We start from the raw sequence: 15078 nt of genomic DNA, 5'->3' as shown, positions 1-15078 counted from the left end.
TTTTGAGTATGGTACCCAATTATACGATCAGTGAGAAGACACAGCATTTCCTGGACCTCGAAGACCAGTACGGCGCGCACAACTATCACCCGCTCCCGGTGGTCCTTACCCGTGGCGAAGGCGTGCATGTCTGGGATGTGGACGGGAAAAGATATTACGACTTTTTATCCGGGTACTCCGCCGTCAACCAGGGCCATTGCCATCCCAGGATCGTGGCTGCCCTCGTGGAACAGGCTTCCCGGCTGACGCTCACTTCCCGCGCTTTTTATTCCGACCTTTTGGGCGAATATGCCAGTTATGTGACCCGTTATTTCGGGTACGACCGCGTGCTGCCCGTCAACACCGGCGTGGAAGCCGTGGAAACCGCCCTGAAGCTCTGCCGCCGCTGGGGGTATGTGGTGAAAGGGATCCCGGAGAACAAGGCGAAGATCATCGTCTGCTCCGAAAACTTCCACGGCCGCACCCTGAACGTCGTTTCCTTCAGCACGGACCCCGTCGCCCGGCGCGACTTTGGCCCGTATATGCCTGGTTACGAAGTGATCCCGTTCAACGATCTCCCCGCACTGGCCCGCGCCCTGCAAGACCCGAACGTGGCAGGCTTCCTCGTGGAGCCGATCCAGGGAGAAGCCGGCGTGAAAGTGCCGGATGAAGGATACCTGTCGTCCGCCCGCCAATACTGCACCGATGCCAACGTCCTGTTCCTGGCCGATGAGATCCAGACCGGGCTGGCGCGTACGGGCAAAATGCTCGCTTGCGACCATGAGAACGTCCGCCCCGATGTGCTGATCCTCGGCAAAGCCCTTTCCGGAGGGATGTTGCCCGTTTCGGCCGTGCTGGCAGACGATGCCATTATGCTCACCATCAAACCCGGTGAGCACGGCTCCACTTACGGCGGCAACCCGCTGGCCTGCAAAGTGGCCATCGCCGCGCTGGAGGTACTTCGCAACGAGCGGATGGCCGATAATGCCGCGAAAATGGGCGAACTGCTCCGCCAGGGCCTCGCCGGCCTCCATTCCCCTTTCATCCGGGTGATCCGGGGAAAAGGTTTGCTGAACGCCATCGAAATCGCGCACCCAAACCCCGACGCCGCCTGGGACCTTTGCCTCGCGCTAAAGGAAAATGGCCTGCTCGCCAAGCCTACGCATGGCGACAAAATCCGTTTCGCGCCGCCGCTGACCATCAACGCCGATCAAATCAACGAATGCGTCGGCATTATTTCGAAAAGCCTCGAAACGCTCGCATGACGAAACCGCAAAAAGCCATACGCAGTTCCGGCTGGCGGACCGATCTCATGATCGGGTTCCCCGACGGTGTGCTGCTGTTACTTTTCACCACGCAGGTGCTGTACGCCAAGAACCTCACGGTACAGGCGTTCTATACCCTGCATCTCATCATCCTCGGCGTAGCCACCCTGCTCATGATGATCGCGGTGTTCCGCGCCAATCGCGGGGAAGCCGAAGAAGGCGTCATGACGCCCGAGGAAGAAAGCAAGCTCCGCAACCTGGACATCTCCCAGCCTACCATCGCGCACATCGCTGGAGAAATGGAGAAAGACCAGGCACAGTGGGAGGCCACGCTCCAGTCGGAGCAGGTGCCGCTGCGCGAGTTTGGGCTGGCCCATGCTGTTCGCAGCACGCTGCTGACCGGGGCGTTTTTCCTGCTGGGCGGCCTGGTGGCATTCGTGCCCTACCTGATGCAGGAAGATTTTTCAGTAGCGGGGCGCACGAGCCTGATATTCAGTATGATAGCATTGCTGGTTTTCGGCTGGACGAAATCCCGGATCACAGGCCAGCAGCTGTTCGCGCTCACGATCCGGTACCTGTTAACGGGGGGCGTTGTGGTGCTGACATCTTACATCATCAGTTCCGTCATTTAATCAAACGGTTATAAAAGCAACAGCCGGCGCAGTGATCCCGCGCCGGCTGTCGTATTGTTGTACCTTTCGGTTATTGCACGAATTTCTTGCGGTGCATCAGTACGCACACAAAACTGGTGAGCGCCGCCAGCAGCGACAGCCACAATCCATACCGCTGATCGGGGCAGATGCCCATTTCGCAGCGGGAATACAGCAGCAGGTTACGGAACGCCCAGGCCGCGAGGAACGCGCTGGGGAACAGGTTCGCCCGCGCCGCCCAGTCTTTCGGGATGAGGAAGAACACGCCCGTCAGCACCGCAACGAAGATGCTCAGTTTGCCCGGTTCCCCGAAGCTGGAGCCTTCGCTGCTCAGCCCGGTATAGGTGCGCAGGCCTTCATCGGCCTGTACGGTGATCCAGGGTAAAAATGCACTGATGATGACGACGATGACAGCGATAATTCCTATGATGGCGTTTCTTTTCATGTTCCGGTTTGTAATTAGCCCGCAAAGTAAACGGTTATCTCCGAAAAAGAAAAATCACCTCCCGTTTGGCGGAAGGTGATTTTCGTCAGCATGCGGTTAGCGTGCCCCCGGAGGACAATTCTCCCGCAAAAATTCGGTGTACGTAGCGGAAAGGTGCTCAGACGTTCCTTCACCTTCAAAAATGCCGTGCGAGCGATTGGGATAGCTCATGAGGCGGAAGGTTTTCTTGTATTTGATGAGCTCGTTGATGAGCATTTCGGCATTCTGGTAATGGACGTTGTCGTCTCCCGTTCCGTGGATGTACAGCAGTTTGCCGCGCAGGTTCTTCACGTAGGTGATGGGAGAACCGGCGATGAAGGCCGCGCGGTCTTCCTGCGGCAGGCCCATGTAGCGTTCCTGGTATATGTTGTCGTAGGTCAGCTGGTTGGCCACCGCAGCCACGGCGATCCCGGTTTTGTAGATTTCGGGATACTGGCAGAGGAGGTTCAGCGTCATGGAACCGCCGCCGCTCCAGCCCCAGACGGCGATGCGGTCTTTGTCCACGTACGGCCATTTCAGGATTTCGGTGGCGGCCATGGCCTGGTCGCGGGCGTTGAGGATGCCCACTTTGCGGTAAATGGTCTTGCGCCAGGTGCGGCCTTTGGGTGCGGGCGTGCCGCGGTTGTCCAGCGAAATGTAGATGTAGCCGTCGTCGGGCATGCTGCCGTCGTAAACGGGGTTCTGGCCGTTGCCGTAGCTGTCTTTCACGGTGCAGGACGCGGGCTCGCCGTACACATAGAATACCACGGGATATTTTTTCGTGGAATCGAATTTGGCGGGCAGGCTCATCCAGCCGTCCATCGTAACGCCATCGGCGGTGGTCACCTGGAAGAAGCGGAGCGGGCTCCCGGTGGACGCGGCGGTTTTGGCGCGGGCGGTAAAGTCTTTGCCATTGAGGCTTTTATGGTCGGGCAGGGAAACGATTTCCTGGTCGGGCGTCAACAGGTGGCTGTTGTAGCTATGCAGGGCGAACTGTCCGGCCGGCGCGATGTTGTAATCGTGCGTTCCCGGCTGGCCGGCGGGCGTTACGAGCGTAGGTGTTCCGCCGGCGAGGGGGGCGGAATAGAGGTATTGCTGTGTCGCGTTTTCGGGAGAAGCGAGGAAGTACACTTTGCCGTTGGCTTCATCGATGCGGGAGATGTTGATCACATCGTAATTCCCTTGCGTGATGAGGGTTTCTTTCGAGCCGTCTGCCGAAACCCGGTACAGGTGGCGCCATCCGTCCTTTTCGCTTACCCATACGAAGGCCTTGTTCTGTTCCAGCCAGTCCCATCCCATAATATTGCCGTCGTCCCAATACGATTTAACATCGATCCAGGCGTCGTCCGTTTCGGTGAGAATGGTGGAAGCGGTGCCGGTGGCGGGTTGCAGGAGCATGACTTTGGACTGGTTCTGTTTGCGGTTCAGCTGCTGGATGATGAGCTGCTGTTTGCCGGGCACCCATTCCATCCGTGGAATGTAGTGCTGGCGGGGATCGCCGGGAACATTCATCCAGACCGTCTTTTTGGTGGACAGGCTCACCACGCCTACTTTACAGGGCGAGGGGCTCTCTCCTACCTTGGGATATTCTACGGGGATGGTGAAAGAATAAATGGAATCGGTGTTGTTGATCATGAGGAAATCGCGGATCTGGCGGGCGTCTATCTGCCAGTAAGCGATGCTTTTGCTGTCCGGGCTCCAGCGGAAGCCGTCGCGGCAACCGAATTCCTCTTCGTAGACCCAGTCGAAGGTGCCGTTGATGAGGCGGCGGTCGCCATCTTTGGTGAGCTGGTCGATCTTGCCGGTGGCGAGGTCTTCGGCGTAAATGTTATGCTGGCTCACATAGGCCACGCGTTTGCCGTCGGGCGAGAACTTGGCGAACATGAGGGACGATGCCGGGAGGCCTTTGCCGAGCTGGCGGAGTTTGCGGGTGGCCACGTCGAGGTGCCAGTAGTCGCCGCGGGTATCGTAGCGCCAGACGCGTTTGGCGTTGGTGTAGATCAGGAGTTGTTTTTCATCGTCCGAGAACCGGAAGCTTTTCACGCTGAGGGGGGCGGATGCGCCGGCGGGTGTGAGGGCCGATGCGGGAACGAGCGTGGTGGACTGGCGGCCGGGTAGCTCGATGGAAACGATGTTGCCGTCGTTTTCCAGGAAGAAGGCGTTGCCGGCCTTGTTCCATTTAACTTCCTGCGCCCTGGAGCCAAGGGAAACGGCCAGGGCGAAAATCAATAAAAAGTAACGAATGGGATGCATATGCAGGTTTGAGGTAAATGATAATGCATAAAAATAAGGGTTCCCGGGAGAACTGCCGCGGGTATTTATGTTAAACGGCAATTCCGGCATGGGGCTTGCTTTGTGATGAGTTATGAAGGTTACCTTAAAGTTAAGTGCCTTGTACGCGGTTGACTTTTATAGAAATTATTCATAATAAATTTTGACAATTTATTATTTGTCGTATTTTTAGGGTCATTAGTGATCCTATTGAAAAACTAAGAAAATGGTTACAGTCTCTTATTCTTACAAGAACCGTGAGTTCGTGAACCTGGAGGATTCCATCATGGACCAAATCGCGGAAAGCGGGCGCCGTATGCTTTTCGCTTTACTGGAGCCCATCCATGAAGTGATGGTGCATGAAAACGGGAAGATCCGGATTTGCCTGGACGAGCGGCCCAACATTGAACTGGAAGGTTTTAGCGCACCTGTAAAACACCAGATCGAATGCACCTTGCGGGGTGAAGAGCCCGCTTACTACTGAAATTCCGATAACTGAATACGAAGAAATTACCTGCTGAAATATGGCCCCGGCGCTGCCGGGGCTTTTCTTTTCCCCCAACTCCCTGTGCCTGAACATTTTCCACGTCCGGCTTGTAATATGGAAAACCGTTCCGCATCCATACCCTCAAACATATCGTTACCGCCCTTCTCCTGTTGCTGCATCTCCCGGCATTTTCCCAAAGGACCGATACGCTGTGGATGGTCAACGGTACCCGTATTATCGGGGAACTGCGGAGCATTTCGGTGGGGATCGTCCAGTTCAAGGCAAACGGGTCGGCCGTGCTGAACATCCGGCGGCATAATGTGAAGACCCTCTCTGCCAAGGTCCGCGATTTCAAAATGGAAACCCTCGGCGGCGAAATGTACTTCGGCAAAGTGCTCCCGTCAGCAACAAGCGGGCAAATCCGGATGATGGGGCGCGATGTCGCCCTAATCGACGTATACACCCTCAATTATTTCCGCAGCGGCATTTTCCGGCAGGTGCAGGGCAGCTTTTCGGCGGGGTATTCTTTCACCAAAAACTCCGGGACGGGCCGACTCAACACCGATGCGGCGCTGCGGCTGTCGCAAAGGCGCTATGAGATCAGGCCCAGCCTGTCCAATATCACCAGTTTCAACCGGGGGGATTCGGTGAGCCGGGAGCGGGAAGACGTGAACGTCCAGGTGCTGTACGACCTCACGCCGTTCTTTTTCCCGGCCGTCTCCATCGCATATGAACGCAACCTGCAACTCGGCCTCATCCGCCGGTTCTCCCAAAGTGTGGGCATGGGCGCGAAAGTGCTCGTCAGCCCCTGGGTCCATGCGCGTGTGGTGACGGGGATCGTGTTCAACCAGGAACGGTATATCGATGGCCGGCGCAGCTCCAACCTCAAGGAAATCCCTGTTTCCTTGTCTGTCAACGCGTTCCGGTATACGAATCCCTCCTACGTCAGCCTTTCCACGACCCAAACGCTCTTTTTCGGCATCAACGAGCATGGCCGTACGCGGCTGGAAGGAGAAACCCGCCTGGCCTGGGAGATCATCTCCGATTTCAACGTCAATGTTACCGTGTTCAACTCCTACGACAGCCGGCCGTCTGTAGCCGCCAACGGTACGTCGGATGTGAGCATGGTGTTCGGGATCGGGTATACTTTCTGACGCTTTCCGCCCTTCGCGGGCAGATTTACATTTTCGTATAATTTACGCAATTGTTTGGGCGGAGTATATCCTTTACCGTTAGATTGCATGCGTAAGGGATTGATTTCCGGAGTGGTGAAATTCGTTGTCCTTTCAGGTAAAATGGACACAAATAGGTTTTTGGGCCGGATACTGCCCGATGTGGGGAAATATGGGTTTTGATGGCGGGTATCGAACTAAAAAAGCCTGCTTTCATGAAAGCAGGCTTTGTATTCTATGCAAATGAATGCTGCTAATCTTCCTTCCCTCCTTTCTCCCCGGTGAACCAATGTTCCTTGTCCCGGAAAAGCACGTTGAAAGTCGTCAGCGACCCGTAGATCCGGGTGATGTACTGCTGGAGGTTGACCTTGTCTTCGTCACTAAGAAGTTTGTGTGCGTTGATCTGTTGTTCCAGCACGCGGAGCCGGTCGCGGACCATGACGATCTTGTGGAAGAACACCTCGATGGGCACGTCTTTCCCTTTCTGGTTCGTGTCTTTGGGCGTGAGGGTCATGGTGCCGCCGGTCCAGCGGTCGCCGAGGGGCACTACTTCCGAAAACCCGTTCCAGAGGCGGAGGATTTTGAGCAGGGAGGTTTCCAGTTCGGAAGCGGTCTCTATTTCGGCGGAGCGGTTTTCGGAATAGAGCACTTCGAATTTGGGGTCCGTCTTGTCTACTTCCACCACGCCTTCATTGATAAATGTTACCACGTACTGGGCATATTTCACGCCGATGATCACACCGGGGCCGAATCGGGCATGCTGTACACGGGAGCCGATGCCTGCGGTCAGTTCTTCCATCATGTAGTTCGAATTTTAATTTCCCAAAATAAGGAATGCTTGCATATCATCCGTCGTTTTCCACCGTATTCACCTCCCTCCCCGAAAATGAAAGGATCGTATTGATGAGCAACCGCCGCATCTTGCGCTCCGTTTCCTTATCCGGCCGCGGAATGAGGAACTGCACCTTGTAATGCACGAGGTCTTTTTTGATCTCGAGGATCTTTAATGAAAAACTGTTCTCGGTAATATTGCTGGCAAACGGCCGCAGCACGCCTTTCAGCGTTTGTTCCAGCTCGTCGGGCGATGACTGGTATTTAATGTCCAGCTCGAATTCGATCGTCAGTTTCTTGATGTTCTGCTTGCTCTGGTTGAGCACCATCGTGGAAAATATCACGGAATTGGGGATGAGCACGAGATCATCGTCGTCGTTCTGCAACACCACATTGATCAGCGTAATGTCGAGCACCTTCCCTTTAAATTCCCCTACCCTGATCTGGTCGCCCAAAGACAGCTGGTCGGAAAACATGATGATGAGCCCGTTGATCATGTTGGTCACATAATCTTTCGACAACAGCGCGAACGCCGCCGCCGCGAAGCTGATGCTCACGATCATGTTGATCGGGTTCACACCGAATAGGAGCATCACGGAAACGAGCGCGATGATGGTATTGAGTACGGAACTGATGCGGTTGATGCCCAGCACGAAATTGTCGCGCGTGAGCCGCTTGAGGTGGTTTTTCCGGATATACCAGCTGATCATCACCAGCCAGCCGATGGAAATAAGCAGGTTCGCACCCAGGAACAACGAAATGGCATTCGAAATGCTGCCGATCGCCTCGTATTTTTTGAAAAGGTCGCGCTGCGTGAGGTTAAACCATACTACCGCGGCGTATACCAGCAGTTTGGCGATAAAAATGAGTACCTGCCGGCGGATCTTCTTCTGGTTATATGTAGCCTGATCGATTACCATGATAGCTACAAAAATACGCAAAATCGGAGGATTGTCCCGGCATGAAGCACCGGGACAATTTGTTAAATATTATTTCAGATTTAAATCCTTCACGCCGCTCACCTCGGTAGACACTTCCCCGAGCCAGCCGCCCTGCGCCCGCATGCCCGTGTGCACCCGGATGAAATCGATGCCTTTCAGCTTCGCGGGTTTGCCGTTGGCGTCTACCGCCCAGTCGAGCTTGATGCCCGATTTGGCTTCCATATTCGCCCAGTTGTCTGCATACCCGAATTCATAAGCCGGGCAAATGAAGAAAGAGCCGGCGCCCGATTGGTCTTTGATCCGGTCGGGATCGAGCATGGTGCCGCTGAACGTGATCTTGTCGCCTTTCCAGTTGGGATAATAATTTTGCGAATGGAAGGAATTTTTCTCCATGTATCCGGAACCGCCTTTGTTGTCCGTCCATTTGATATAATTCATATCCGTAATGTATGAATATTGAGGGTCCGGCGTGGCTACATGGTCTGCCGCCGGGCGGTGGTACGTGATCTCGTATTTATGCACGGTTTTCGGGGAGTTATATTCCGATCCGGCGATTTCGTACCAGGCATCGTCAGGCAATCCGTTCCCGTTCGCGTCGGCCGCCACCTGGATGATGCCGGGTTCCGCCCAGTTGTTGAAGGCATTGCCCAGCACCTGGAAGTTATATTCTCCGGGCACGTTCACGATGGTATGGTCGAAACCCATGACGATGTACCCGCCAAAACCGCCGAGGCAAACGAGGCCGTTACTTTTGAGGGCGGTTTCGGCTTTGGCGGTCATCTGTGCTTCGGTATCACCGGCTTCCCAAAGGGGCAGTTTGTTGGTGAACTGGGCCGGCGCCGGCTGGAAATCGAATACTTTGGACACGCCGTTCGTGTATACCTGGGCGTTGACCCTCACGCTCACGTGCTGATTGGCTTCTCCCGCTGCGGTTTTGACGTTCAGCTTGAAAGTGCTTTCACCCGCCGCGGCGAATACGTGCACGAGTTCGCGCTCGCGGGAAACGGTGTCTTTATCGAGCGTCCAGACGTAAGATGCGCCTTCGGCGTTCTTCACTTCCGGGGAAATGCGGACCCATTGCGCGGTATGCACGGAATAGCCGCCGGCGGGCACTTTGATGTCGATGAGGGGCAGCGGCCGGGTGTCTGCTTTGTCGTTGTTGCCGGAACAGGCGGCGGCTCCCAGGAGGAGCGCCAACGCCGGCCATTGTAGATTTCTTTTCATATTAACTGGTTGTTTTTGTTTGTTGATGGATCAGGGAACGGGCAGGAACGCGAAATGGGCGGGAATGTCGCCCGTGGTCACCGACCATTTTTTCTTCCCTTTTTTATCGAAGCAATACAGTGTTCCGGGCGACACATAATCGCGCGCGTCGGTCACGAAGATGTCGCCGGTAACGGGGTGAACGGCCACGCCGTAGGGCATTTTGATGTTTTTGTCCGTTCCGTCGGTGATGAAGCTCCCGGGCAGCAGGGTTTCCGTTTTCACATCGAGCATACTGTAGCTGATCTTCCAGGAATGCGTGTCGTAATTGAACGCGGTGCCGTAGATGAAAGCGGTGTCGTTGTGGACCCAGAGGTTGCTGGCGGCGAGGGGGAAGCTTTTCTTCACCTGGTCGGTTTTTGTGTCGATGATGTGCAGCGAGGGTTGTACGCTGTAGTAATCGCCGCGCGAGGTAACGTAGAGGTCGCCATGGCGGTCGGGTTTTACATGGTGCAGGTTGATGGCCACATCTATCTTTTTAATTTCCTTGAAGGTGGGTAGGTCGATCACGGAAACGGTGCGGTCGTAGTCCGGAACGCGGTATCCGCCGCTGTTGGCGACGTAGAGTTTGTTTCCCGCGACGGCCATTTCCTCCGGCTGGTAGCCTACGATCACTTTCCGGGTGATCTGTAGCGTGGTGGTGTCAACTTCCGCCACGAAACCCACCGGCGCGTTCGGGTCTATTTCCACCGGCCCTGCATACGAGCTCACGTAAGCTTTTCCGTTGGCGAAGGCGAGATACCTGCAGTTGGGGATATTGATCTGGCCGATGCGCTTGCTGGTGAGGGCGTCCATCACTTCCACCTTGTTGGAAACATTGATGACGGCGTACAGTTTTCCGCCGTAGATGCGGATATCGTTCCCCACGTCGCCCAATTCCTTTACCACATTCGGATTTACGGTGGCGTAGATGTTTTCGTTGTATTTCCCGGTGGTGTAGTCGTAGTAATCGAGCGTCGATTTGTTGCTGCCCATGTTGCCTTCGTTGAGGAGGTAGAAACCGAGGTAGCCATTAATCGCCACCGTATCTACGGGCGTCACTACCGGCGGAACGATCTGGTCGCCCTTCCGGCAGGCGGCGGTCAGCAGCACGAAAGCCGCCAGGATGCTGAGTTGTATGCTTTGCATGGTCGTATCGTTTGATTACAGTTGCACAGACAGGGTTACTTTATAATTCCTGCCGGGCATGGGGTAATTGAGCACTACGTCGTAGAACTGGTTGAAAAGATTGTTGACCTGCGCGGTGAGGGCCACTTCCGTCCTTTCTATCCGCAGCGCCCTGCGCAGGGAAAGATCGCTGGTGTACCAGGGCTGCATGTAATTGCGGGGGATATTGGCTTTGCCGTTATAGCGTTCGCCGGTATACAGGAGGCTGTAGTTGAGGCCCCAATCCCCGAGGTCCGCGCTGGCGATGAGGGAGCCTGCGTGCCGGGGGATGTACACGATCTGGTGGCCGAAGAAGCTATCAGCCGGATCGGTGAAATCCCGCGCCTGCTGGAAGGTGTACGTCGCCCGCGCCCCCATCCGAAGGCGCTCCCAGGCCAGCAGCGTGGCGCCGGCGCGAAGGTCGAGGCCATGGATTTTCACGAAGCCGAGGTTCATCATCGTCCAGCGGAACTGGCTCACCGTGGGCACCGCCACGATCTTGCCCGTAACTTCGGTATAATAGGCATCGGCTTCGAGGAAAACGGATTCCAGTATTTTACCGGGGCGCGCCTTGTTCCAGGTAAAGCCCGCGTCGTACTGATGCGTGTACTCGGGATCGAGGCGCGAATTGCCGATGTCGGTATAGTAGAGGTCGTTGAAAGTCGGCATGCGGAAAATATGCTTATAGAACCCCCTCACCCTGAAATCCTCCTTCCCGAACGGCTGCCACGCCATCACGACCGAGGGTGTAAATTCCCTTTTCGGCCCCGACGCGGCATTCTTTTTCACGCTTTCGTTCATGATCGTTGCCAGCATCGCCGCCTGTGCACTGAACCGCGGTAAGGTGACGGACGTGCTCAGCGCCCCCAGTACCGTGTGCCGCCGCGGATACGAGAAGTTTTTCAGCGAAGCGTTCAGAAGGTTGAACTGGTAGTCGGTCGACAAGCCGGCCGTCCACCAGTTTTTGATGGTAAACTGCTGCGCGAGGGAAACGTAGGCTTCCTGTTGGCGGTACCGGTTGTCGATGCGCAACAGTTGCGTATCCGGCGCCAGGTACCGCGTAAAATCCTTTGCGTATTTCGCATTGAGGAGCAGGCTGTAGCGCCGGGAAAGGTCTTTGCGCAATTGCCCCTGCCAGAAAAAGTTGCGGTCCCACTGCCGGTCGATATGCCCGAACACCCCGTTCACCACGAACCCTGGCAATCCGCGTTCGGAACCATAATAATAGAGCCGCGTATGCCATTCGCCGGAAGGCATGCGCCCGTGCAGCGAGGCTTCCAGGCGCAGGGCGTCTACATCGCCGTTCCTGCGCATGGCCGTGGTATCGTAGCCGTTCTCTTTCCGGTACCGGAATTTGTATTGACCGCCGGCATGTACCCATTCCGAGCTCAGCGAAAGCGTTGCACGGTCCGATAATTTCCGATGGTACAGCAAAGATGGATCGAACAGGCCGAACGATCCTCCCTTTATCGTTCCTTTCAAGTGGAAACGCTCACCCGGCTTGAATTCCGGGCGGAGCGGCGTGAGATAAATGGCGGCGGAGGCGCTGTAGTCTTTCGCGGGTTGGAACGTATTGCTTTTTTGCCCGTTATAGAGCGAAACGGCCTGCATGTTCTCCATGGAAAATTTGCCCAGGTCGATCTGGCCGTTCTGCGCATTCCCCAGTTGGATGCCGTCGTAAAACACGGCGGTGTGATTGGTGCCCATCCCGCGGACGTCCACCGTTTTCAAACCGCCCACGCCTCCGTAATCCTTGATCTGCAATCCCGAAAAAAAGCGGATGGCATCGGCGACCGATTGCGCGCCGAGTTTTTGCAAAGCCGCGCCCTGCAGCGTCTGGCCCGGTGAAATCTCGCGGACGGGCCGCGGCGCGGTGATGTGGACTTCCCTTAACTCGCGGACCTTCGCTGAATCCATGCCCTGCTGCGCGGTAGCACTGCCTGCAAGCAGCAGGCAGGCTCCGGTACAGCGGATTTTCCAGTAGGATTTCATGGCTATGGTTGAATAACGGTCATGGCAGGGAAGTACCATCCGTCGTATCGGATCGTTTTCTTCAAGGCGCCGGTTTGGGCGTTGTAGAACAGCACGCGGTTCTCGCTCCCGGTATACGGTCCGTTGATCGTCGTGATCACGAGCTCATCGGTATGATGGTCGTAATTCACGCCGGAGCCGTAGAAATATTGACCGGCGGGCAGGGTGATGAAAGGCGTGGCCAGCGAAGCGGCGTTGCCCACCACATATCGGTACAATTTAGTGCCGTATTGCCAGTTGGCGGCGGGCTGGATGATGAAAATGTGGTCGTTGACGGTGGATGCCGCCATTTGTACGCTTCTCCACGCGCCGAAAGGGTTCACCGAAGCGAACGGCATTTTCACGGAATCTTTTACGAAAGTGGTGGGGTGAACGGACATGAGGAGGGAATCCTTCGCGCCGTAAATCCTCCCGTACTTTCCCGTCACAAAACCGACCGTAGCCTTGAAAGGCTTGCCTGCCACGACATACGTGGTGGCGTTGAGGACGATCATGCCGTCGTTATTGCTATGTGCGAACACGTAGTTCCCGGATTTTACCATGTTGCCGATGGCGCCCGATACGCCGGCGATCTTGCTGCCGATGGCGAGCGACGTGAGGTTGATGGGATAAATGCCGTCGTCTGCCCCGATGAGGCCACGCGTAGCGTCGAGCCCTACGAATGACATCGCTTTGCCGGAAACAGCGTTCTCCACGCGGCCGGTTTCCACGAGCGTGGAAGCGTCTGTCACCACCAGCGGGCCGCCGGCTTTCACGACCAGGTACAGTTTACCGTTATGGATGGCGCCGTATTGCAGGGTGTTCATCACGCCGCCGAGGCTTTTGCCAATGTTTGCGGCATGATATACCCAGGGCACGAGCGTATCCGCGCCGTATTTGTAAAACCATACGCTGCCGGATTGCGTGCCGAACCAGCCTTCGTTGAGGACGAGCACGCCGTTGGCGTATTGCCCGAGCACGGTGATGTTGTATACCGCGGAGTCTTTACCGTGGGGTGTGGAAGCGGCGAAAGTGATTTTATAGTCGCCATGCGCGCGGGGTTTGAAGGTGTAGGTGGCCTTATCGCCGATGGTTTCGCCGTTGAGGGACCAGCGGAAGGAAATCCCCGGGTCCTGCGTGAACTCGGGTTTCAGCTCGAGCTCCTGGCCAACGGCGATGGTTTGTTCCGGTTTGGCGATGTGGACGCTGGGGCCGGAGGGCCTTACATCGTCCGATTTGTTACAGGCGGCTACGGTAGCCATGAAGGCGAGGCCGAGCAGAATGCGTACATGTTGTTTCATATGTTGGTTTATTTGTTTTGAAACAACCATCCGGGAAGCACGCATCATACCCGCAAACAAGTTTGCAAGAGCACGACGCGGGACGATCCCAACGCGCATGGAGGGTTATACGAATAAGAATATAAATACCTGGTAAAAGGCTTTACATCCCTGGCTTTTCACCCGAAAGCGTTGAATGGTAAATACATGAGGCAGGTCTTCTGGCTCTCCTGCTTTACCGGCGTGCCTTCCCTTCTTTTGGAAAGTGGCATGCAGTGATGCCGGTAAATGCGAATGCAGGATTACAGCTACGGGGATAGCTCCGGTTTTGCACCGGATTCCCTTTTAATGCGCGCCCCTGGTGAGGGGTCTGCAACCAAATGCGATGCAAACCTACGGTGTTGGTGGGAATAAAACAAATGATTCGTATCATCGGGGTGTCCAACAAATTTGACTATTGCCCGTTATTAGTGAGTATGCAACATGATTTCACCTGGGAATTCAAGGGCCGGCGGTTCCACGGCATTACCTGGCAGCGGGAGCATTACGATCGGGTTATGGTCGTGATCCACGGCATCGGCGAGCACGTGGAGCGCTACGCGCCGCTGGCGGAATTTTTCAATAAGGAAGGGTACCTGGTAACGGGGATCGATCATTACGGCCATGGCAAAAGCGACGGCAAGCGCGGCGATGCGCTGAAGCTGGAAGAAATTTTCGATTACCTCGAAGCGTTCCTGCAATTTACGTGGGACGCGCACCCCGCGCCCATGGTACTTTACGGGCATTCCATGGGCGGTGGGCTCTTGACGGGCCTGCTTCTCCACCGTCAGCCCGATGTGCAGGCCGCCGTCATATCCGCTCCCGCGCTCCTCCTTCCGCAAAAGCCCAACGCATTCCTGCGGGGTATTTTGAAAACAGGCGCATCCCTCCTGCCCCATTTACGCGTCAAAACCCCGCTCGATATCCAAAAGATCTCGCACGATGCGAACGAAGTGGCGAAGTTTGAAAACGATCCGCTGCGCCACCCTTTCGCCAGTTTGCGCCTCATGCATATTATAGTGAGCAATGGAAGGTGGTGCCTCCGTCACGCCGATCGCCTTCAGATTCCTTCACTGCTCATGCACGGCAATGCCGATAGCTTCACGAGCGTAGACGGCTCTCGCCGGTTCGCGGAGATGGCCCCGAAAAAACTTATCACTTACAAAGAATGGGACGGCCTCTACCACGAAATGCACAACGAGCCCCAGCGCCCGGAAATCTTCCAGTTCATGGCAGGCTGGCTCAGCGCCGTGCAGTTACGTCCGTTGGATTAACATGCCG

13 protein-coding genes and 1 riboswitch are annotated in these 15078 nt (G+C 55.8%); of the genes, 5 read left to right on the top strand and 8 right to left on the bottom strand.

Annotation, left to right across the window (positions count from 1 at the left end; all coding sequences use genetic code 11):
• The first annotated feature begins 8 nt into the window (after window positions 1-8).
• Window positions 9-1244: an ornithine--oxo-acid transaminase gene (gene rocD, locus ACQKLP_RS14000; RefSeq protein WP_427323366.1), complete on the top strand. Its 1236-nt coding sequence runs from the start codon at window positions 9-11 to the stop codon at window positions 1242-1244.
• Window positions 1241-1876 carry a VIT1/CCC1 transporter family protein gene (locus ACQKLP_RS13995; protein WP_427323365.1) on the top strand — a complete coding sequence of 212 codons (636 nt, stop codon included), beginning with the start codon at window positions 1241-1243 and terminating at the stop codon, window positions 1874-1876. Before rocD ends, ACQKLP_RS13995 begins: the two co-directional genes overlap by 4 nt.
• A gap of 70 nt (window positions 1877-1946) precedes the next feature.
• Here ACQKLP_RS13995 and ACQKLP_RS13990 read toward each other — a convergent pair whose 3' ends face one another.
• A complete protein-coding gene (locus tag ACQKLP_RS13990) occupies window positions 1947-2339 on the bottom strand; it encodes a hypothetical protein (RefSeq protein ID WP_427323364.1) in 393 nt (130 codons plus the stop codon).
• A 96-nt stretch (window positions 2340-2435) separates the two neighbouring features.
• On the bottom strand, window positions 2436-4610 hold the full coding sequence (locus tag ACQKLP_RS13985; protein WP_427323363.1) for a S9 family peptidase: 2175 nt from the start codon (window positions 4608-4610) through the stop codon (window positions 2436-2438).
• Window positions 4611-4854: 244 nt separating this feature from the next.
• Between ACQKLP_RS13985 and ACQKLP_RS13980 the strand changes: the two genes are divergently transcribed.
• Both ACQKLP_RS13980 and ACQKLP_RS13975 read left to right on the top strand, forming a co-directional pair.
• Window positions 4855-5112 carry a hypothetical protein gene (locus tag ACQKLP_RS13980; RefSeq protein ID WP_126243660.1) on the top strand — a complete coding sequence of 86 codons (258 nt, stop codon included), beginning with the start codon at window positions 4855-4857 and terminating at the stop codon, window positions 5110-5112.
• A 173-nt stretch (window positions 5113-5285) separates the two neighbouring features.
• The gene (locus tag ACQKLP_RS13975) at window positions 5286-6269 is read left to right on the top strand and encodes a DUF481 domain-containing protein (RefSeq protein ID WP_427323362.1); all 984 of its coding nucleotides are present in this window, start codon (window positions 5286-5288) and stop codon (window positions 6267-6269) included.
• A 271-nt stretch (window positions 6270-6540) separates the two neighbouring features.
• Here ACQKLP_RS13975 and ACQKLP_RS13970 read toward each other — a convergent pair whose 3' ends face one another.
• The 6 genes from ACQKLP_RS13970 to ACQKLP_RS13945 all read right to left on the bottom strand — a co-directional run bounded on the left by ACQKLP_RS13970 (window position 6541) and on the right by ACQKLP_RS13945 (window position 13779).
• Window positions 6541-7089, bottom strand: a complete 549-nt coding sequence (locus ACQKLP_RS13970; protein ID WP_341839632.1) for a hypothetical protein — start codon at window positions 7087-7089, stop codon at window positions 6541-6543.
• A 43-nt stretch (window positions 7090-7132) separates the two neighbouring features.
• A complete protein-coding gene (locus ACQKLP_RS13965) occupies window positions 7133-8038 on the bottom strand; it encodes a mechanosensitive ion channel family protein (RefSeq protein ID WP_427323361.1) in 906 nt (301 codons plus the stop codon).
• Between the two features lie 69 nt (window positions 8039-8107).
• Window positions 8108-9283, bottom strand: coding sequence for a PKD-like domain-containing protein (locus tag ACQKLP_RS13960; RefSeq protein ID WP_427323360.1), 1176 nt, complete (start codon window positions 9281-9283; stop codon window positions 8108-8110).
• 30 nt (window positions 9284-9313) lie between these two features.
• Window positions 9314-10450 carry a YncE family protein gene (locus ACQKLP_RS13955; RefSeq protein WP_427323359.1) on the bottom strand — a complete coding sequence of 379 codons (1137 nt, stop codon included), beginning with the start codon at window positions 10448-10450 and terminating at the stop codon, window positions 9314-9316.
• A 15-nt stretch (window positions 10451-10465) separates the two neighbouring features.
• Window positions 10466-12460, bottom strand: coding sequence for a TonB-dependent receptor (locus tag ACQKLP_RS13950; protein ID WP_427323358.1), 1995 nt, complete (start codon window positions 12458-12460; stop codon window positions 10466-10468).
• 2 nt (window positions 12461-12462) lie between these two features.
• A complete protein-coding gene (locus tag ACQKLP_RS13945; RefSeq protein WP_427323357.1) occupies window positions 12463-13779 on the bottom strand; it encodes a DUF5074 domain-containing protein in 1317 nt (438 codons plus the stop codon).
• 173 nt (window positions 13780-13952) lie between these two features.
• A riboswitch (cobalamin riboswitch) is annotated at window positions 13953-14154 on the bottom strand.
• An 80-nt stretch (window positions 14155-14234) separates the two neighbouring features.
• Here ACQKLP_RS13945 and ACQKLP_RS13940 point away from each other — a divergent pair.
• A complete protein-coding gene (locus ACQKLP_RS13940; protein ID WP_427323356.1) occupies window positions 14235-15071 on the top strand; it encodes a lysophospholipase in 837 nt (278 codons plus the stop codon).
• The last annotated feature ends 7 nt before the right edge of the window (window positions 15072-15078 follow it).

The organism is Chitinophaga sp. NPDC101104, from assembly GCF_050277495.1.
Lineage (GTDB): Bacteria > Bacteroidota > Bacteroidia > Chitinophagales > Chitinophagaceae > Chitinophaga.
The sequence above is the reverse complement of the archived record's forward strand: the minus strand, read 5'-3'. Positions and strand labels throughout refer to the sequence as shown.